Genomic DNA, 19,060 nt, shown 5'->3' with positions numbered 1-19,060 from the left:
CCGGGTGCGTGCTCAGTTCAGGCCGCGTCTCAACCCGCCGGAAGCGGTCCGAGCTGAGCAAAGCCGCCCGCGACGAGCACCGACGTGCTGCCTGTATGCCGGGCTGGTCGGCCCGGGCGGCACACTGACGGTCAGCGACCGCCGAGGCTCACGTCGACGCTGGTGCGGGTCCGGCTCGAGCGGTGCCCGCCGGAGCGGGCGGCTGCCGCGGCATACCCCTTGTCGATCAGCGGCAGGACGGCCGACCAGTCGTAGCCCGGCAGGGTGGCGCGGTTGTGCCGCAGGATGGTCTCCCGCGCGGCGTCGTCGCGGCACAGTCGGGCGATCTGCTCGGCCATGGCCCGGTCGGAGTCGACCAGGTGCCCCTCGATGCCGTCGGTGATGATGTCGGCCACGCCGGTGGAGCGCTTGGCCACCACCGCGAGGCCGGCTGTGCGCGCCTCGAGCACCGCGATGCCGAAGGACTCGAGGTTGGCAGGCGCCAGGTAGATGTCGGCCGACCGGTAGAGGTCGTGGATCGCGGGCCGTTCGAGCGAGCCGGGCAGCTCGACCCAGTGCCGCATCCCGGTGGCGTCGAGGCGCAGCTGCATGGCCGCGCGCCAGGTGCCGTCGCCCACGATGACGGCGCGCAGCGGGATCTCGTCGGGCACCAGCCTCCGGACCAGGCGCAGCATCCCCAGCAGCGCGAAGGGCCGCTTGCGGCGGACCAGGCGCATCGCGCTGACGAGCGTGACCGCCTCGCGCGGCTCGACCCGCGGCTGCGGCGTCCAGGCGCTGGTCTCGATGGCATTGGGCAGGATGAGGATCGGCTGCGAGGGACCAAGGGCCTTGCCCAGCGGTCCGGCGGCAGCCTCGCTGACGGCGGCCCACTGGATCGGGAGGGTGTCCCAGTCGCGGGCGAGCGCCGTGGCCCGGAAGAACGCACCCGCTCCGGACCACATCGAGTGCACGGTCACCAGGGCCGGCACGCCCGCCTTCGCCGCCGCCTCGGCGGTCCGGGCCGCGAGCACCGACATGGTCGACACGTGGGCGTGCACGACGTCGATCTCGGCGAGCAGAGCCGGGTCGGGGCCGTGACCGTGGACGACGCGGACGCCGGGCACCATCGCGTCGGTGCTGGCCCGGGTGCGCGTCAGCACGCTCACCTCGTGGCCGGCCGCCGCCTGCCGGGTCGAAAGGTCGTGGACCAGGATCTCCACGCCGCCGAGGGTCGGCAGGAAGGTGTCCGTGACGTGCAGAATCCTCATGCGTTAACGGTCCCACGCCGGGCGCGGGAGAGCAGCCACCCGCCGAGCCACAAACCGCCGACCGGGATCTCGAGCAGGAAAGTGAAACCGCGGTAGATCAGCACACCTGCGGCGACGGTCAGCGGGTCGCCGCCGAGGGCGACCAGCGTCGCGACGGTGGCCGCCTCCGCGATGCCCGCGCCTCCGGGGGTGAGCATCGCGAGGGTGAGGAAGCGCTCGACGGCAAAGCCGGCGAGCACCGCCGAGAAGCCCAGGTCGGCGCCGACCACGTGCAGACTCAGCCACATCAGCACGGCCTGCAACACGACATACGACGCCATGCCTGCGGTCAGCTGCGGCCAGCGCGCGCGCACGATGCTGCGGGTGTGGTCCCGCGCGGAGACAACCGCGTCCTCGAGTCCATCCGCTCGGGAGGCGAGGCGGGTGGGCAGCACGCGGTGCGCCATACGGGCCACTCCTCGGGCGAGCACCCGGGAGACGGTGTCGCTGGCCAGGCCCACCACACCGACGACGACCACGAGCAGGAGGAAGACCACGGCCACGACGGCGGCCACGTTGAGCGCGTGGCCGGCAACCCCGCCGACGAGGAAGAGCACGGTGACGGCCACGATCGGCAGCACCAGCTTGGCCAGCACGTCCCAGACGTTGGTGACCAGCGTGAAGACGGCGAAGGCCGAGTCCTTGAACGACCAGGCCCGCACCATCACCAGGTTGGTGGCGACGCCCAGGGCTCCACCCAGCGGCGCCACGTTGGACACGGCGCTGCCGGTCAGGTTGAGGGTCAGCGCCCGCCGCCAGGTCAGCCCGGGCAGGGCCCCCGTCAGGACGAAGGAGTGGGCGACCAGGCCGGCGATCCACAGTCCGGCCAGCACCGCGATCTCCGGCCAGGTGACCACGCGCATCGTGTCGGAGATGGCCGACCAGGTGGCACCGGTGATCTTGGGGATCCCCCACCAGAGCAGGGCGACGGCGAGCGCGGACGCGGCGAGGCCGCGCACGACACCCGGGCTGCGGATGCGCTGCGTGGCGATGACCACTTGCCTCGCCTCCTCGCGTCCGTCGGCACGGCTGTTGCAGTGTGGGTGGGAACCATGTTGCTCCCGCGAGTCTGAGAGGAACCCGAGAAAACCCGCACACAAGGGTATCCCGCGGGGGCGCCTCGTGCGCGGGCATACTCTGCGATCATGCCCCGCTCCGCCGTCGTTGCCCTGGCCGCTGCTCTGCTCCTCGCCGGCTGCGGCGGGGGCGGCGCGCCCACCTCGGGGCCGACCGACTGCGTCCCCCCGGTCGTCGGGCACCGCGGCGAGCCGGCGGTCGCACCCGAGGAGACGATCGCCTCGTTCACGGCCGCCATCGAGGACGGGGCGAAGACGATCGAGGGCGATGTGCACTTCACCAGGGACGGCCAGCCGGTCATGCTGCACGACGACACCGTCGACCGCACCACCGACGGCACCGGCCGCGTCTCGGGCAAGACCCTCGCGCAGGTCGAGTCGCTGGACGCGGGCGGGTGGATGGGCAACGAGTGGAAGGGGGTGCGGGTCCCGACGCTCGAGGCGTTCCTGCACCTGGCCAAGACCCAGGACGTGCACGTCATCGTCGAGCTGAAGCAGCCGGGCGCGACCAAGGCCCAGGTGCGGACGTTCCTGTCCGACATCACCAGGGCCGGGATGGCGAAGCGCACCATCGTCGAGTCGTTTTACGCGGGCAACCTCAAGACGGTGCACGGGCTCAACCCGTCGATGCAGACCGCCCTGGTCACGAGCACGCCGGTGACGCCGACGGAGGCGAGGTCGCTCGGCGACGCGCTGCTGCCCCGGCTGTCCATCGCGACGCCCGCCCGGGTCAAGGCCTGGCAGGGGGCGGGAGTCAAGGTCTACCCGTGGACGGCCGACACGGAGGCGCAGTGGGCCGAGGCGGCGAAGGCCAAGGTGGACGGCGTGCTGACCAACCGCACAACGGACTACGTCGCGTGGGCCCGGGAGCGGTGCCAGCAGGACTGAAAGAGCGGCGTATGCCGTGCCCGCGGTTGGTCGACCTCGGCTCCACGCCTGCGCGCAACCTGGTGGCATGGGCGGGCCTGCGAGGGCGCCGGATCTGCAGCATTAGGCTCTGCCCATGCTGGAGGAATTCGGGGAGGGCGGACGCGCGGACGGTCAGGGGCCTGCTGGTGGGGAGCCGCCGAAGCGCCGTCACCGCGGACGCCGCATCGCCATCGTCGGCTTTGCCCTGGTCGTGCTGCTGGTCGTCGGGGTGGTGGCCGGCTATGGAGCGTTCCTCAACCACACGGTCAACAAGAACGTCCAGCGCGAGGCGCTGCTGCCGACCCCCAGCCCGGGTGAGTCCGTGCCGACCCGCGCGGCCGAGGCAGGCAAGTCGCAGAACATCCTGCTCATCGGCAGTGACGAGCGGCCGGGGCAGAGCCGGCAGCGCTCGGACGTGATCATCCTCGTGCACCTCACCTCCGACCGCCGCAAGGTCTACCTCGTGCACTTCCCGCGGGACCTTTACGTCGACATCCCCGGCCACGGGAAGAACAAGATCAACGCGTCGTATGCCTTCGGCGGGGCACCGTTGCTGGTCAAGACCGTGCAGGGCCTCGTCGATGTGCCGATCGACCACGTCGCGCACATCGGCTTCGAGGGCTTCAAGCGGATGACCGACGCCGTCGGCGGGGTCAACGTGTATGCCGAGGAGCCCAGCCACGGTCCCGCCGGCGACATCCACAAGGGCATGAACCACCTGAACGGTGCGCAGGCGCTGGCCTTCGTGCGCGAGCGCCACCAGCTGTCCGAGGGTGACATCTCCCGCGGGCGCCGCCAGCAGGCCTTCCTCAAGGCCCTCCTGCTCGAGGCCCTCAGCAAGAGCACGCTGACCAACCCGGTCAAGTTCGCCCACTTCGTCGACGCGGCCACCAAGAACCTCACGGTGGACAACTCCTTCAGCACCGGCGACCTCCGCTCGGAGGCCCTCAGCCTGCGCCACGTGCGGGGCAACGACGTCGTCTTCATCACCGCGCCCTTCACCGGCTTCGGCACGAGCCCGGACGGCCAGTCCATCGACATCGTCGACAAGATCGGCATGAACGATCTCGGCTTCGCGTTGCGCACCGACGACTTCTCGACCTATCCCGTCGGCGACCAGGTCCCCTGATCCGGCGCCGGAGCCGCCGCCAAAAGCGTGTCCCATAGGCTTCTGGCGTGAATTCTCCCGGCCGCATCCTGATCGTGTGCACCGGCAACGTATGCCGTTCGCCGTTCATCGAGCGCATCCTCCGGTCACGGCTGGTGGCCTCGTCCGCGGCTGCGCCACCGACCGTGGTCAGCGCGGGCACCGGCGCCCTGGTCGGCCGGCCCATGGACGAGCGCGCCGCAGCGCGCCTGGTCGACGCGGGAGGGAGCGCCGAGGGCTTCGTGGCGCAGCAGCTCACCAAGGAGCTGGTCGCCTCGGCGCAGCTCGTGCTGACCGCGACCCGTCGGCACCGGGCCGACGTCGCGACCTTGCACCCCAAGGCACTGGGCTATGCGTTCACCTTCCGCGACTTCGCCGACCTGGCGTCGCAGATCGATCCCCCAGGGCTGGACGACGCGACCCCGGCAGCGGCCCGGGTGCAGGCGGTGGTCGAGCGGGTTGCGGCCCGCCGGGGCGTCAACCCGCCGCTGACAGCCGCCGAGGCCGATATCGTCGACCCGTTCCGCCGAGGAGATGAGGTGTTCGTGCAGATGTCACACCAAGTGCTCGCCGGGCTTCCCGCCGTGGTCAGGGCGCTGTCGTGCTGAGCCGCCTGCACCTCACCAAGCGTGGTGCCACCCTGGGTCTCGTTGCGCTGGGCATCGCCGACGTCGTGCTGATCGCCCTCGCGCTGCAGGCGGGAGCAGGCACGGGCGGAACTCCGCAGCCGCTGCCGCGAAGCACGGCCACCGTCACCCCCTCATCGGGCACGGGCACCCCGTCACCGGGCGACTCAACCTCCGCCGGCCCCACCTCCACGTCGAGCGCCATGACGAGCCGGGGCGCCGGGGCGCCGGCCGCGGACGCCGCACCCAGCGGTCGGCTGCTGCTGGCCGCGGTGGACGCCGACCATGCGTGGCGCGTTCACGGCGGCAGCTGTGACACCGGCGGCGCCACCATCGAGCGCACCTCCGACGGGGGCAGGACGTGGACGCGGGTGAGTTCGCCACTGCGGATGATCACGCGTCTGTCGGCCAGTGACGCCGACACGGCCTTCATCGACGGGGCCGGGCGGGACTGCACACCGCAGGAGCGTCGCACCGACGACGGCGGCGGCACCTGGGCGCCGGGCGACCCCTCCACGAGCTGGTATGTCGTGCCGCAGCACCCGCGCTCGGTCAACGGTCCCGCGGTGGGCACCTCGGAGCCCTGCGAGAGTGGCCCGGTGCAGGATCTGGTGGCCGTCCGTGACGGCGCTCGGGTGTTGTGCACGGACGGCACCATCCGGGCCACCTACAGCTACGGCCGGGAGTGGGTCGACACCGGCAAGGTGGCCAAGGGCACGGGCCTGGACGCCGTCCCCGACAGCAGCCAGCTCTATGCCACCAGAGTCGGCCAGGATGGCTGCTCCGGGATCGAGGTGGTGCGGGTAAGTGATACCAACGATGTGGTTGCTTGCATCGACACTGAGGCCGACCCGTCGGCGGCAGCATTCTCGCTGACCCCTGAAGGAGTCTGGCTCGCAGCCGGCGACACGGTCTGGCGCTCCAACGACCGCCAGACCTGGCAGAAGACCGTGCGGGCGTCTTGACCAACCCGGGAATCGCAGAGTCACAGCGGACCGGTCGGGTCCGGAGCGGATCGGTGGTTGGGCTCGTCAGACCTCGGCGACCTGCCGTGCACGTTTCCCCTCCGGCGGCACTCGCGGTAGCGAGGCTTCCGGGGCGTAACCGTCGCGGTAGTAGGAGTAGGAGCCCGGCCCCACACGCGGCAACTGGTTAAGCACGAGGCACATCAGGCACTCCTTGGCCTTTGCCGGTGGTGCGTCGCTGCCGGGGATCGTGGTGGTGACGTCTTGGATGGTCAACCCAGTCAGTTCGGACAGCAGCAGCCCGGTCGGGACAGCGGTCACAAGCAGGGCGTGGTCCCGGCGTCCGTACCAGGTCGCGCGGTCCGGCGCCGTGAGCACGGCGTCGGTCTCGGGGCCGGTCAGGTACGACACGATGGCGCGGTCATGACGGCATTTGCCGGATCGCGAGCACCTGGCTGGCGGTGTGGGTCGGCCGGGGGTTGAGCGGTAACGCGTAGCGGTATAAGTAGTGGATCGCGGCCAGGCGCGCGATGCGGGTCGCGCTGCTGTTGTTCCGCTGGGTGTCGAGATGGTCCAAGAACGCGCCGACGGTGATTGCGTCGAGGTCATCGTGTCAAGGGACATTGGCACTTCCATTTGAGCGGACAGCCCTGCAACGTGACAAATTCAGGTCGCAGCCAAGTTCGGCGCCTCGCGCGCCAAGAAGGAAGGTGGCGGCGGCGCTTGCAGCCGACGCTGGGAATGGTGGTTCGATCAATATCAACTGCAACGGGCCTACGTCGATGGCGCGGGGACCGCGCAAGCAGAAACTGCGCTGACCGCTGGACAGACCGCCAAGGCAGTTCTTGTCAGGCTCGGCACCAAGTCGATCCGCCAAGGCCCGGTGATCGTCGCGTGATCCTAGCCCTCGACCTCTGCCTCGCTAGCGACGATGCGGTGACGCACGGCCTCCCCGCCAGCGCCTTTTCGGCCGATGATCAACGAACATCGGGTCGCCATGTCCTCGGCGGTCTTGTGGCGGAAGCGGGCAGCGGGCCGGAACGCTTGCATCCGCTCCGCATCGCCATCGACACTCCGGCTTTCGATGTAGGTAGCGGCGACGCCGCTGTGCCGCAGGAGATTGAGCCAATCGGATTCTCGCAGGCGGTTCTGGCTCGTGAAGCGCCCCGATATGAAGCTGCGGAAGAACCATTCAGGGTATTTTAGGTATTCGAGCGCCCATCGGCCGTTGCCGACATGGGCGAGGGTGTTGATATCGCGCTGGTCGATGCGGTGGAAGGTCGCGCCTGTGTCCTTCAGCAAGGACAGCGCTCGGCCCAGCACGCGGGCAACATCGCCAATTGGCAGTCTTTGGAGAACGGATTCGGTGTAGAGCAGATCGACCGGTTCGATGGAATCGGGGCAGGCGTTGTGAGTAATACGATAATCCACGCCGGCACGGGCGAGAATATCTCGAATGGCTCCACCTCCAGTGCAAGCCGCTTCCAGGGCTACAAGGTTCGTGGCGAAGTCAGGGCAGTGCTTGCGCGCCTCGGCTTCGACAGCGGCGAGATTGTCGCGGATCAACTTTACGGAATGGCGGAAGCTATCCGGTTCGAGCCATTGATGGTGATCAAAGGTCGTCACCTGTGCGCCACACACCACGAACAGGGCCACGTCGCCACCTCGCCAGCCCGTGCCGAGCTCGAGGACACGCGCGCCACCGAGCCGCAGCCCGGCGTGCTCTCGAATAAGAGCAAGGTTACGAAGCGATCGCTGGATGCGGTAGAGCGCGGCGGTCGGACGATCCTCTATGCGGCCTTGCACAAGCCTTGCGACAGCGAGGTTCGCCTTCACGCCGAGTCCGCCAGGAATCAAGCCGACGGCGTTCTGGACACCAAGCTTGATCCAGTAGTTGCCAGCGGTTCGGCGGAAAAAGCTGCGCCGAGCCGGTGCGACTGCGGTGTGTTCCATCGCCGTAATCTGCCAGCATTTCCTCCCCAGAGGCAAGCGGCATGATAGATCCGCAACACATCTCCGACGCACCGAAGCGCCTCTGCGGCACCCTCACCTTCCTGTTCGTGTCACCGCGCTGGCCGTATCACGAGCGACACAGGCCGCTCCGGACTGAGCAGTCGCGAGATCACCCGCCAGCCTCGCACGCTGCGCTCGGCGGCCATCGCGATCAACGGCACCACGCAGACCTTCGGCCCCGGCATCCCCGCCGACGAAAAATTCGCTCGTCGAGGCGATCCACCGCCCGAACTCACGCCGTAGGGAAATGGACAGTCTCAGGGGAGATCCGCCCCAGTGCGGAGCTGGGCCTTGGCCGGTTCAGGGCCCGCCACCATGGCTGCGGAAAATATCTCTTGTTCTGACTGTCAAACTCCGACGGCGGAAATGGTCGCGCTCGATTCCTTGCGGAGAATGGCGGGAACGAACTTGGCCGCGCAAGTGTCTACGTTCTTCCGCTTGTCCCTTTCGTTAGGCGCACAAGCCCGTCCGGACAGCATATCGACCAGCATCTGAGTGGCTGCGCCCCGCGGCTGGACCCTTCGCCGTAGCCTCTGTTCGGGTTCAAAGCGCGGGAGAAGAAGCCCGCTGACTCTTGTTGAGTTGCGGTTCGGGCGTCACTCGCGTCGACGAGGTGTCCGGGGCATATCCGTCGCGGTAGTAGGAGTAGGAGTCGGGGCCCTTGCGCGGCAACTTGTTGAGCACGAGGCCCAACAGGCGCCCCTTGACCTGCTCGAGGGACTGCAGCGACTTGTGCAGCTGCTCACGGGCGGTGGTGCCGGCGCCGACGATCACCACGACCCCGTCCGCGAGTGTGCTCAGCACCGCGGCATCGGTGACAGGAAGCAGCGGAGGTGCGTCGATGATGACGTAGTCAAATCGCTTCTCGAGCTCGCGCAAGGTATCCCGCATCGCCGGCGACCCCAGCAACTCGCTCGGGTTGGGCGGGATCGGCCCGGCACCCAGCACGCTGACGTGGGTGTCGGCGAAGGACTGGAGCACGTCGTCGAGCTCGGCCTGGCCAATTAGGACGCTAGTGAGTCCGACCGCGCCCTCCATGCCCATGTAGCTAAGGAGCCTCGGGCGACGGAGGTCCCCCTCAACGGCGCAGACCTTCGCACCGCTTGCCGCCAGCGTGATGGCCAGATTCGCGGTCGTCGTCGTCTTGCCCTCGTCGGGCACCGATGAGGTGAAGACGATGGACTTCGGGTGATTGGCCGCGTCCACGAACTGCAAGTTGGTGCGCAGCGATCGGAATGCCTCTGCACGAGGGGAGTGCGGATCTGTCTGGACAATCAATGGACGGTCAGCCGCGTCCGGATCGTAGGCGATCCCGCCTATGACCGTCGCGTCGGTGACCTGCTCACAGTCCTTCTCCCCCTTGATTCTCGTGTCGAGCATCTCCCGGAGGACGGCAACTCCAGCACCGAGTAGGAGTCCGAGCACCAAGCCCAACGCAAGGTTCCGGGCCGGCTTCGGGCTTACAGGTGACGTAGGGACTGTAGGCTCGGCGATCACGCTGACCTTCACCGGGCTTCGCTGATCAGAACCCACGGTCTCCAAGTCGGCGACGGTCTTCGTGAACTGCTTTCCAATGGCGTCCGCGACCTCGGTGGCCTGTCGAGGATCGTGGCTCGTCACGGCTACCTGGATGAGCACGCTGTCGGGCGGCACCGTGGCATCCACGCGATCGGCCAATTGGTCCGCCGTCGAGTCCAACCCGAGGTGCTCGATCACCGGGTTGAGCACCTTGGGCGACTTGATCACGTCCGCATATGACGTCACCCGGTTCTGGGTGAAGCTGCTGCCCTGCAGAAGGTCGGTGCTGGTGTCTCCGCCCGCCGTCGACACAAACAAACGCGTTGAAGCTTGATAGGACTTCGGAGTGGCGACACTCGCGACAGCAGCGAGGCCCAAAAGGACCATGACTGTTGCGAGGATCGCCCTCCAGCGCTTGCGAAAGATCCGAATATAGTCCTGCAGTTCCACGGAGGCTCTTCCTGTATGTGGATTTGGCAAAGTGCCCGGTCAGTGCCTACACAGACTACTGTCTACGACACCCAGGAGGCGGCACTGCGATCCCGCCCCCGGAGAAGCCGACCCCTAGGACAGTCGCGTGGCACTGATGCTCAGACTTTCCAGACCTTCGATCACCTCCCTGAAGGAGATGGCGCCGGGGAAGGCTGCATGTCAACGTAGGTGAACCATGCTGTCTCCCGTACGCTCCACGCGCCCCTCTATCCGCTCCCCGGATCGCACATAAAGAAGCGCAAATATTAGACAGACATATGGCGTCGCCACCGAGATATTGGTAACGCACAGATACGCCGCGGTGGCAAGTACAAAGGCACGGCCAACTATCCCACGAATCGCAATAAGCAAAAATGGCACAGCCAAAAAGCCGAACACATACACCAATACTGACATCAAGTTTGACAAGCCCTCTATATAGGGATCCGCTCTCTCTGTAATGAAGCTCCATCCGACGAATAGCCGATCCGCATCACCATATAGGTGAGGCAGAAACGAGTCCTTCATTGCTAGATAGAGAGGGCCCACAGACCGTACAAGCCGATTTGCGGCACTAACGTCGTCAAGGAGCGCCGATGGACCAAGGCGCACTATTTCTAGCACTCGATAGAGGCGGCTATCTGAACTGATTACCTGCGAGATCAAGAAACCTGAAAGACCGGCAATCGCGACAAACGCTGCAATATGCTTGAGGCGCAACCTGGAACATGAAAACAATGCACCTACAATGAGCAATGGCGCGATGCCGGTTATTGCCCCAGACGATAAAACTATCGCAATCGCGATCGCCACCCATGCCTTGCCATGCTGGTCCCACAGAAAATACGTAAACAGCACAAGGCCAACAATCGCGAGATAGGAGGGTTCGCTGGCAAATGAATGCAGGCCCCGGGTGTCCGACGCTCGAGCATTTGCCAAAAAAAGGTCCACCCAGCGACGTCCGCCGACGACTTCCACCAGACATCCAAGCGCATAGATCACCGAGGCAATCTTCATACAACGATCAACGAGCTTACGATCCTCATGGAGCAGGAAGATGGTAAATACCGGAACGAATGCGATTCCAAGAGCGTAAGGAACATACCCTAGAAGGAAAAGAGGTAAACCATAGACCAAAGACAATGCAAATGCCCAGAGAGCGCGCCTATCGGCATAACAAGCTGACGACCGGCTCCAGATGTAAAGCCCGAAGAATGCGATAAGAAAATGCGGCTGAACGTCGCTGGTCAGTGGTGAAGTGCGAATATAGGGCAGGAGTGCCGACAAAATCGTCGCATATGATGCCAGGCGCTGAACATCTCCCCCAATCGTACGTGCCCGGAATAACGGCTTTCCTTCAAGAGACGTTCTCACTGGCGAGCCTGTGTCAGCATGACGTTCACCTTCAAGTGACCCAACTCCAAATCAACCGTGATCCTCTGTATTGCCGTTACGCCGAGGCACACCCGCCCGCAGCCACAGCTATAAGTCCTGCAACGTAGCAAGGTCCCTTCGAACTCGGTGCTGCCGATAGGTCAACGCAGCAAGAAGGATTATAAGGCCACCGGCCTCTGCCATGCCAAAGCTGACGGCGATCGCCTTCACGTCACCGAATAGACGAAGTGCGACCCACAACGAACCTATCTTGAAACACACCTTTGCTGCAGCGATCCCAACGAATAGGCGTTGCCCTCCCAACAATATCAGCGCCTGGACCAGCAGCAGATTCGCAACAACGAAGCCTAGAGCCAACAACTGGAACTCGAAAACTATGGCAGTCATCGATGTGGCTTCTTGACCAAACGCGCCACGCGCATAGATTAGTCGGATGAAAGGAGTGGCAAATGCAGCGCAGGTTATTCCCACGATCATCGCGCCAGTTGAGATCACGAACATTGATTTCCAGAAACGCGCGGGAATACGACCCTCATCGCGGATTGCGCGCCCCATCGCCGGGGCGATTACGAGATTCGCTGATGTTCCAATAAACGCGGCCATCGCCATGATGACCGAGTAACTGTACTCAATCGATGCAAGAGCGCCGCCCTGCAGCGTACTGCTTACCATTCTATCGATGACCCTGCCCCCTGAGGACAGCAGCTGCGCCGCGAAAATTGTCAGGAGGGCGGCTGACACCGGCAGGACCATTGTCACTTTGGGAGGTTTCCACAGAGCGTGAGCGAGTCGGCGTCTACCGTTTCTGCCGAACAACCAGACGAAAGCACCGAGAACTATCGCGCCTGATAAGGCCGCCGCCCAGGACGCGGTCAGCGCCGACGGCGCAAACGCAGATGAGAGTGCAAGGAAAAGGCCAACAAATGCAGTATTTCGCAAGAAGGTGCCGACGGCGCTCGGCCAAATCCTCCCTTCGAGGCTCATAGATGCCCGAAGCGGGTAGCTAAGAAGAAGCAGGAACGTCATCATCCAGCAGATGCGTCCGGTGAATATCAGGGTATGACGAGACTCCGCGGGGAATCCTGGTGCCAATACTGAGGCCTGGAATGGCATTGTTAATATACCGACCGTGGCGATGAAAGCCGCCAGCGCTATGATGGACCAGTAAGCGAGTCGAAATCCTTCAATCTTCTTGTGGCGTAGCAAGATAGGAATAAGCCCGGAGATCAGCGACACGGCGACAGCTTCGGACGTAATCGAGGGGATTGCATATGCCACTCGAAAAACCTCTACGTCCTGGTTGGTTCCGAAGACGTAGGCCAGCACGAGTTCGCGAAGAAAACCGGTCAGAAGACCCAGCAAAACAAGAGTGGGGACCAAAATGCCCACTGCCTGCAGTCGACGACCCCATCCCGGCCTACCCTGAGGCTGCCCAGATGCGTCTGCTTGCAGCGCCGTCTCAGGTAACGGCGAAGAATTTTCCATCAATACCCTTCAGGGCTGTTCCGGAAATTGGAATCACCTCTTGCGGACGTGTAATTATGGGCAATGAGAGGAGCCCAAACTGGAAGTATTTTGTTGAGAGATAATCCTTCGCGAAGTTTGCGATTGGTGTGACAGTGTCGTCCGCTGGGTCGACATAATAGAGAATGGCCTCCGGAGTCGTTTGACTGACACACATCTCCGCTGCGGTCGCAAAAAGCCACCCTTGGCGACACGGGGCAGAGTAGAACACGGGGCCGTTCACCTTCGCCAAGCTGATTGACATGCCCGAGCGGCGGTCGTACCTCTTGATTGCGTTAACCTGATATTGAGCATCGGTGCCAAAATAGATCGAATCAGAAGTGAACTGTGGGCTAATCATTCTCCAGTCCTCGCCGCCCTCTCCCACCGCGGCGCATTCGGTAAAGTCTGCTGAAAAGCTAAGAAGTTTACATTCGTCGCCAACGTCCCCGGTCGCAATCACAACACGGGCGGCATAAGGATCCCAGTTTACTGAGTGGATGTGTCGGATATCGCCCTCGGCAAAACTATGGGCGATCTCAATCTTGCTTTCACCAGCAGGTAAACGAAATACGTGTATCCTCCCACGTTCCGCGTTATCCAAATACTCGCCGAATAGTACACTGCCATCAGGCATGACGGCCATGCCATTCCTGAGGAGCCTCGACTTGCGCGGGCGATTATCAATAAGCTTGACCGCTCCACCTTCTATGACCCCCACCTCAGTGGCAAAACTAAAAAATATGCGGTCCGACTGGTCTAGGGGTACGACGTTGTAGACGTTTTGACGAGCCAGTCGTCGTCCTAGTCGTACTTGTCCAAGCATCCGCCGGACCCCGGACCAGGGAACGGCTCCAATCAACTCCAGGCGACCGTCAGGGTCATCGCTTCTATATATTCGGTTCCCCTTGGACCAGTACACTCCCTCCGGACCGAGATATTCACATGCTTCAACATCTGCCTTGGCGTAGGCAACCATCTTCGGCCGTTGACTACCCATGAAAGCCCTTGGTTATGCGGTCGCCGAATCTTGCCTCGATGGCTGCTACCTCATGTGCATCCAGGCCGGTGGCCCAGGCGCCGATCTTTCCCTTGTGCTTCGAGACGTGTTGGGGATGTAACATGAGTTCCTTATCCGCGAACTGTACCTGTCTGCCAAGCAGTCGATTGGCGCGGCGCCGCCAATGCTCTAGTGGGACTCGTCGTGACCGCGACTTCTGGAAGGCGGCGTCGATATTCAGTTCTGCGACCAGGGCGTCGACAGTATCCGCCGTTAGCTTCACGCCCACGAAGTCTGCAACCTCTTGAACGGCGCGCCGTAGGTCTGTCAACAGCACCTCATAGTCCTGCGTCAGAACCCTGCCGCGTGGACCATTGGTTAACCAAGACTCAACAGTTAGAGCGTCACCGACGCGCGCAAGCGCTCGTGATAGCGAGAAGTTGAACTTCAATTTCATCGAATACACCACGTCCCGAATATCGCGGCAGACATAGACGAACTCGAATCGCGGGTCGCTCTCGGCCCGTTCGCGAATCACGTCAGGCAAGAAATGAGATTTCAGGACATAGTATTGATCATCTGAGGCCATCGCAGTCAGCGAGGTCACTTCGCGGTCCCACTCTGCAGCAGGACGCCAATCCAAGCGGACACCTGCATTCGCTGATACCAAGACTTTCCAGACTATGTTGAACTGTAATGTCGAGCCTGATCGCGGCATCCCGCAACAAACGATTATCACACAATACTCTCTTCTGTCATTCAGACACCGGGAGTGGCAGCCCAGCGACGCTTTTACATTTGCCACCATATTGAAAAGGCGCTGTTCTTACGGATCCTCTCACTTGAAGTCCCAAAGAGTTCCGCGCAGTGCTGACCATGCCCGGTGTCGTCGATGGGTTGACGCTATGAACCGCACCACGCGGTTGCTAGTGTCGTGGATCTCGTAGCCAGCGGGGTGCGAAGAGGCCACGGGGCCATCTTCAATCGCCATCATCACGCCTTGAACAACGTTGTCATTGTCGAGCCCGGTCATGATGATCGATCCCGCGTCAAGGGCCTCGGGCCGTTCAATGGAGTCACGCAACGTAATCGCTGGAAAGCCTAGGATCGAGGATTCCTCCGAGATTGTACCCGAGTCAGAGAGTACACAGGCCGCGTTGATCTGGAGCTTGTTGTAATCGTGGAAGCCGAACGGCTCCATCCACCTAACGTCTGACGACTTGTGGTCGGCGCCGAGGGCCTCGAGGCGCTTCCGGGTCCGGGGGTGGGTCGAGACGATCACCGGTAGCTGCCACTTCTTGTGGACCGCGAGGAGGCAGTCCACCAGCATCCGCAGCCGTTCCGGGGCGTCGACGTTCTCCTCACGATGGGCCGAGACCAGCAGATACTTTTGCGGTTCCAGACCCAGACGCCTGACCGCGTCGGAGGCATCGATCCGTGCCCTAAAGTGCTCCAGCACCTCGCGCATCGGGGATCCGGTCATCAGGATCCGGCGAGGGTGCAGGCCTTCTGCCAGCAGGTTGCGACGAGCATGCTCGGTGTAGACCAGGTTGAAGTCGGCGACATGGTCCACCATGCGACGGTTAGTCTCCTCGGGGACGTTCTCGTCAAAGCAGCGGTTGCCGGCCTCCATGTGATAGACGGGAACCCGCATCCGCTTCGCCATCACGGCAGCGATGCAACTGTTGGTATCGCCGAGCACCAGAACCGCGTCGGGCTTCTCCGCCGTGAGCACTTTCTCTGTCTCGATCAGAATCTCCCCCAGCACTTGGCCGAGGGAGGACGTGGCCACGTCGAGGTAGTGGTCCGGTGCCCGCAGATCCAGGTCCTCGAAGAAAACCTGGTTGAGGTTGTGGTCGTAGTTCTGGCCCGTGTGCACTAGGACGTGGTCAACGGTCTTGTCGAGTCGATCGATCACTCGGGAAAGCCGGATAACCTCGGGCCTCGTACCTACTATTGTCATCACCTTGGTCATGGTCTGGCCTCTTCGCGCTCGACCCGCTCTGGGTACTGGTCAGAATTCTCGAGATCGAGTAGTTGGTCTGCCCAAAAGACCATCACGAGATTCTGTTGCCCGACGTTGGTGACGTTGTGCACCCACATAGTTGGCATGTCGACGAACCCTGGGCGGTCACCGCTCAACCGGAACCTCACAATGCCATCGTGGCCGATTCGGCGCAGCGCTATCTCGGCTTCGCCCGACGCCACGAAGAAGCGCTCGATTTTGCTGAGGTGGTAGTGATCGCCGCGCATCTTTCCTGGCTTGGTGGTCGATACGAACGCCATCCCGGTTCCGCCGTGTGTCCGGAATGCTTCGGAAAGGTGACCCCGCTCGTCACTGTGCAGGGTTGGGTGGATCGGAAAGTGCTGAGGGAACAGGAATGATCGGTAAGTGTTGAAGAGGTCCACCGAGAACTTGTCCGGAAGGGGCGGGATATGACCGATCGCATAGATGTCGCGGAATTGCACCAGTTGTGTGAGCACGTCACTCACCCGGTGGGAGCTGCCACCAGGGCGGTAAGCGTGGTTCTCAGTCCGCTTGGCAGCATTGATCAGTGCATCGGCTGCATCTTGAGCATGCAGCAGGGGTATAACACTGTCGGTATGAATCTCAGGCTGGCCACCCGTGGCTAGCACGTGGCAGAACGTCGCAACAAATGAGTTGTAATTAGGGCGACCGTGTTCGCCGAAGAGGTTGGGAAGCGCGACATCAGCCATGGTCCCTGCGACCGATCGCGACGCCTTTGCAAGGACCTCGGCCCCCTTTGCCTTGCCGCGACCGTAAGGATTGTCCTGCTCCGACTGGATCGAGTTGCCATAGACCAGGTGCACCGGCTGGCCGCGCAGCCCGATCGCCTCGGCCAGTGTCTGAGCAATCTGCACATTACCCTGCTCTACGGCCTCACGTGAGCCGGCGCGGTTTACTCCGGCGAGATGGATGATCGTGTCTGCCTTCCCGAGCGCGGCCCGCAGGGTTCCTGCATCCCTGAAGTCGGCGCGGCCTAGCCTGATTGGATCAGTATTGTGCTCGGCCAGCAGCCGGACCATCGTGTGCCAGCCGAGGAAGCCGTGACCACCCGTGATGGCAATCTGCCCGATTCTCTCCGCCGTGGTCATGCCGGTTCCTCCCAAGCGTGAACGACGTCGATCACCCTGCGAATCTGCAGGTCAGACATCGAGCTGAACGCGGGCAGTGAGACAGCGCGTGAGAACTGGGAGGACGCGACAGGAAAGTCTGCTTCCTCGTAACCGTAGGTCTCCCTGTAGTAGCTGTGCAGATGCAATGGGATGAAGTGGACGCTGGACCCCACACCTTCCGCAGTCAGGTGAGCGATCAGGCTGTCCCTGGATGCCTCGTCCCGCGCGCGAACGATGTACAGATGCCACGCGCTCGCAACGCCGCTCGGAACGGTCGGCAGCTCGAGCCGAGTGTCGGCGAATGCCTTGTTGTAGCGCTCCGCAATCGCCGCCCGCTTGTCACGCATCACCACTGCCCGATCAAGTTGCACCAACCCGAGGGCCGCTGCGATGTCAGTTAGGTTGTACTTGTATCCGGGCGCGACGATGTCATAGCGCCAGTTGCCGCCCGACTCGTACCGTTTCCAGGCCGCGCGACTCAGTCCGTGCAGGCTCATGCTTCGCGCCCGCTCTGCGAGAGACTCGTCTGGGGTGACGAGCATTCCACCTTCGCCCGTCGTGATCGTCTTAGTCGCGTAGAACGAGAAGCAGACCGCGCCACGGATGTCGTCCGGCATCGAGCCAACCACATTCCCCGCTCTGCTCGCCGGGAACGCGTGAGCTGCGTCTTCCACGACCGCCAGGGAGAATTTGCGCGCGAGGTCCCAGAGCCGGTCCATATCCACCGGAACACCAGCGATATGGACCGGCATCACGGCCCGGCCTCGGCCGGGGAACACCGCTCGGTCCTGCTCGAGTTGTCGTTCGAGAAGATCAAGGTCGATATTGAGTGTGTCGCGCTCAACGTCGACGAACACGGGGGTGGCGCCAAGGTAGCGCACCACCTCTGCTGTCGCAGCAAAGGTGTACGGCGGCATGTACACCCGATCGCCACTGGTGACGCCGAGAGCTTCAAGGGCCAGATGCAGTGCTGCCGTACAAGAGTTGACCGCGACCGCGTGCCTACCGCCAACCGCAGTAGCGAAACCTCCCTCGAAGCGCCTCACCTTCGGGCCCGTCGTCACCCAGTTTGACCGCAGGGTGTCAACAACCTCGGAGATCTCACGCTCTGTGATATCGGGAAGCGCAAAGGGTACGGGATTGGTGTCCTTGACGTCAGGGACTGTCATAGCCGAGCTCCTTCAGCAGGTCACCGATTTCACGCCCGAGCAGCACTCGCTGTTCCTCGTTCAATTTTCCTCGCGCCGAATGCGTGGCCGCTGGTTTGACCATCTTCGCAGCCCGGCCCAAACTCTCCTCATCGACGGGAAGCCCCAGTTGCCTGACCAACGATGCCAATGTAGCGGCCGGATCCATGAGCAAGTCCTCGAACCTAACTTCGACGACTTGGTTCGGCAACCTGGCCAATCCCTGACTCGCCGAGGTCACCGAGAATCGCCACTGCCTGGCGCAGACAGCCCACACTCCGACCTCCGTCAGGTCGCGGTCGATGCCCGGATATCGCGGGCCCCATGTCCCGGCCGTCCCACCCAATCGCCAACGACGCCAGGTTTGTGCAACAAGAAACTTGCGCCCGTAGGTCGGGATCATCCGCACCGGGAAGTGGCGGGTCTTCGCGCATAGGTAGCGCAGATTCCCCGGAGCGTGCCATTCGCGCCACGTGGACTCCGTCACGTTCACGCCGTCACGGACGATATGCACAAATGTTGCATCCGGCAAGATCTTAGCGACATACGGGACTCGCAGAGTGTTCCCTACAGTCTTTTCGATCACGAGACCATTGGGTCCGACGTACCTGCCGATGAAGCGCCGAACTAACCGGACAGTCTTTGGCTTCACACTTCGCGTGTCCAAGGCATCATCGGGAGAGCGCTCATTGCCGTACCGCCACACGTATCCGATGTCGTACGGCACGCTGCCAGCGCTGGTGGCCACTGCAAGGCTGTCCCGGAGAATTTTCGTCCCACTACGCGCCGCGCCGATGACAATCACCGGCTTCACCTCACGCCCCAT

General features: G+C 63.3%; 17 protein-coding genes. 4 read left to right on the top strand and 13 right to left on the bottom strand.

What is annotated here, in order from left to right; genetic code table 11:
* Positions 1-131: 131 nt before the first annotated feature.
* Complete coding sequence (locus FCN22_RS00420; RefSeq protein WP_137119556.1) at positions 132-1,247, bottom strand: glycosyltransferase family 4 protein; 1,116 nt, start codon at positions 1,245-1,247, stop codon at positions 132-134.
* Entirely contained in the window at positions 1,244-2,284 is a 1,041-nt protein-coding gene (locus FCN22_RS00415; protein WP_162308083.1) for a lysylphosphatidylglycerol synthase domain-containing protein, read from the bottom strand. Before FCN22_RS00415 ends, FCN22_RS00420 begins: the two co-directional genes overlap by 4 nt.
* Positions 2,285-2,431: 147 nt before the next feature.
* On the opposite strand from FCN22_RS00415, the gene FCN22_RS00410 reads away from it, so the two are divergent.
* From FCN22_RS00410 to FCN22_RS00395, 4 genes are all read left to right on the top strand, one after another.
* The gene (locus FCN22_RS00410) at positions 2,432-3,250 is read left to right on the top strand and encodes a glycerophosphodiester phosphodiesterase (RefSeq protein WP_137119554.1); all 819 of its coding nucleotides are present in this window, start codon (positions 2,432-2,434) and stop codon (positions 3,248-3,250) included.
* 115 nt (positions 3,251-3,365) lie between these two features.
* Complete coding sequence (locus tag FCN22_RS00405; RefSeq protein WP_137119553.1) at positions 3,366-4,400, top strand: LCP family protein; 1,035 nt, start codon at positions 3,366-3,368, stop codon at positions 4,398-4,400.
* A 47-nt stretch (positions 4,401-4,447) separates the two neighbouring features.
* Positions 4,448-5,026 (top strand): arsenate reductase/protein-tyrosine-phosphatase family protein, encoded by a 579-nt coding sequence (locus FCN22_RS00400; RefSeq protein ID WP_137119552.1) that lies wholly within the window; start codon positions 4,448-4,450, stop codon positions 5,024-5,026.
* Complete coding sequence (locus FCN22_RS00395) at positions 5,020-6,009, top strand: WD40/YVTN/BNR-like repeat-containing protein (protein WP_137119551.1); 990 nt, start codon at positions 5,020-5,022, stop codon at positions 6,007-6,009. Before FCN22_RS00400 ends, FCN22_RS00395 begins: the two co-directional genes overlap by 7 nt.
* A gap of 66 nt (positions 6,010-6,075) precedes the next feature.
* On the opposite strand, the gene FCN22_RS00390 is transcribed toward FCN22_RS00395, so the two are convergent.
* The 11 genes from FCN22_RS00390 to FCN22_RS00340 all read right to left on the bottom strand — a co-directional run bounded on the left by FCN22_RS00390 (position 6,076) and on the right by FCN22_RS00340 (position 19,060).
* Positions 6,076-6,420 (bottom strand): site-specific integrase, encoded by a 345-nt coding sequence (locus FCN22_RS00390; RefSeq protein WP_137119550.1) that lies wholly within the window; start codon positions 6,418-6,420, stop codon positions 6,076-6,078.
* Positions 6,421-6,909: 489 nt separating this feature from the next.
* Positions 6,910-7,962, bottom strand: coding sequence for a hypothetical protein (locus tag FCN22_RS00385; RefSeq protein WP_137119549.1), 1,053 nt, complete (start codon positions 7,960-7,962; stop codon positions 6,910-6,912).
* A 603-nt stretch (positions 7,963-8,565) separates the two neighbouring features.
* Positions 8,566-9,990, bottom strand: coding sequence for a tyrosine-protein kinase domain-containing protein (locus tag FCN22_RS00380; RefSeq protein ID WP_137119548.1), 1,425 nt, complete (start codon positions 9,988-9,990; stop codon positions 8,566-8,568).
* 201 nt (positions 9,991-10,191) lie between these two features.
* Positions 10,192-11,385: a hypothetical protein gene (locus FCN22_RS00375; protein WP_137119547.1), complete on the bottom strand. Its 1,194-nt coding sequence runs from the start codon at positions 11,383-11,385 to the stop codon at positions 10,192-10,194.
* Positions 11,386-11,493: 108 nt separating this feature from the next.
* On the bottom strand, positions 11,494-12,795 hold the full coding sequence (locus tag FCN22_RS00370) for a lipid II flippase MurJ (RefSeq protein ID WP_162308082.1): 1,302 nt from the start codon (positions 12,793-12,795) through the stop codon (positions 11,494-11,496).
* Between the two features lie 70 nt (positions 12,796-12,865).
* Positions 12,866-13,546, bottom strand: a complete 681-nt coding sequence (locus FCN22_RS00365; RefSeq protein WP_137119545.1) for a hypothetical protein — start codon at positions 13,544-13,546, stop codon at positions 12,866-12,868.
* A gap of 355 nt (positions 13,547-13,901) precedes the next feature.
* On the bottom strand, positions 13,902-14,516 hold the full coding sequence (locus tag FCN22_RS00360; protein ID WP_162308081.1) for a sulfotransferase domain-containing protein: 615 nt from the start codon (positions 14,514-14,516) through the stop codon (positions 13,902-13,904).
* A 231-nt stretch (positions 14,517-14,747) separates the two neighbouring features.
* On the bottom strand, positions 14,748-15,884 hold the full coding sequence (gene wecB, locus FCN22_RS00355; RefSeq protein WP_137119543.1) for a non-hydrolyzing UDP-N-acetylglucosamine 2-epimerase: 1,137 nt from the start codon (positions 15,882-15,884) through the stop codon (positions 14,748-14,750).
* Positions 15,881-17,026, bottom strand: a complete 1,146-nt coding sequence (locus FCN22_RS00350; RefSeq protein WP_137119542.1) for a polysaccharide biosynthesis C-terminal domain-containing protein — start codon at positions 17,024-17,026, stop codon at positions 15,881-15,883. The genes wecB and FCN22_RS00350 overlap by 4 nt, the downstream gene beginning before the upstream one ends.
* Positions 17,023-18,216 carry a DegT/DnrJ/EryC1/StrS family aminotransferase gene (locus FCN22_RS00345; protein ID WP_137119541.1) on the bottom strand — a complete coding sequence of 398 codons (1,194 nt, stop codon included), beginning with the start codon at positions 18,214-18,216 and terminating at the stop codon, positions 17,023-17,025. Before FCN22_RS00345 ends, FCN22_RS00350 begins: the two co-directional genes overlap by 4 nt.
* A complete protein-coding gene (locus FCN22_RS00340; RefSeq protein ID WP_137119540.1) occupies positions 18,203-19,060 on the bottom strand; it encodes a sulfotransferase family protein in 858 nt (285 codons plus the stop codon). Before FCN22_RS00340 ends, FCN22_RS00345 begins: the two co-directional genes overlap by 14 nt.

It is taken from the genome of Segeticoccus rhizosphaerae (assembly GCF_005222685.1).
GTDB classification, from domain to species: Bacteria; Actinomycetota; Actinomycetes; order Actinomycetales; family Dermatophilaceae; genus Segeticoccus; species Segeticoccus rhizosphaerae.
The sequence above is the reverse complement of the archived record's forward strand: the minus strand, read 5'-3'. Positions and strand labels throughout refer to the sequence as shown.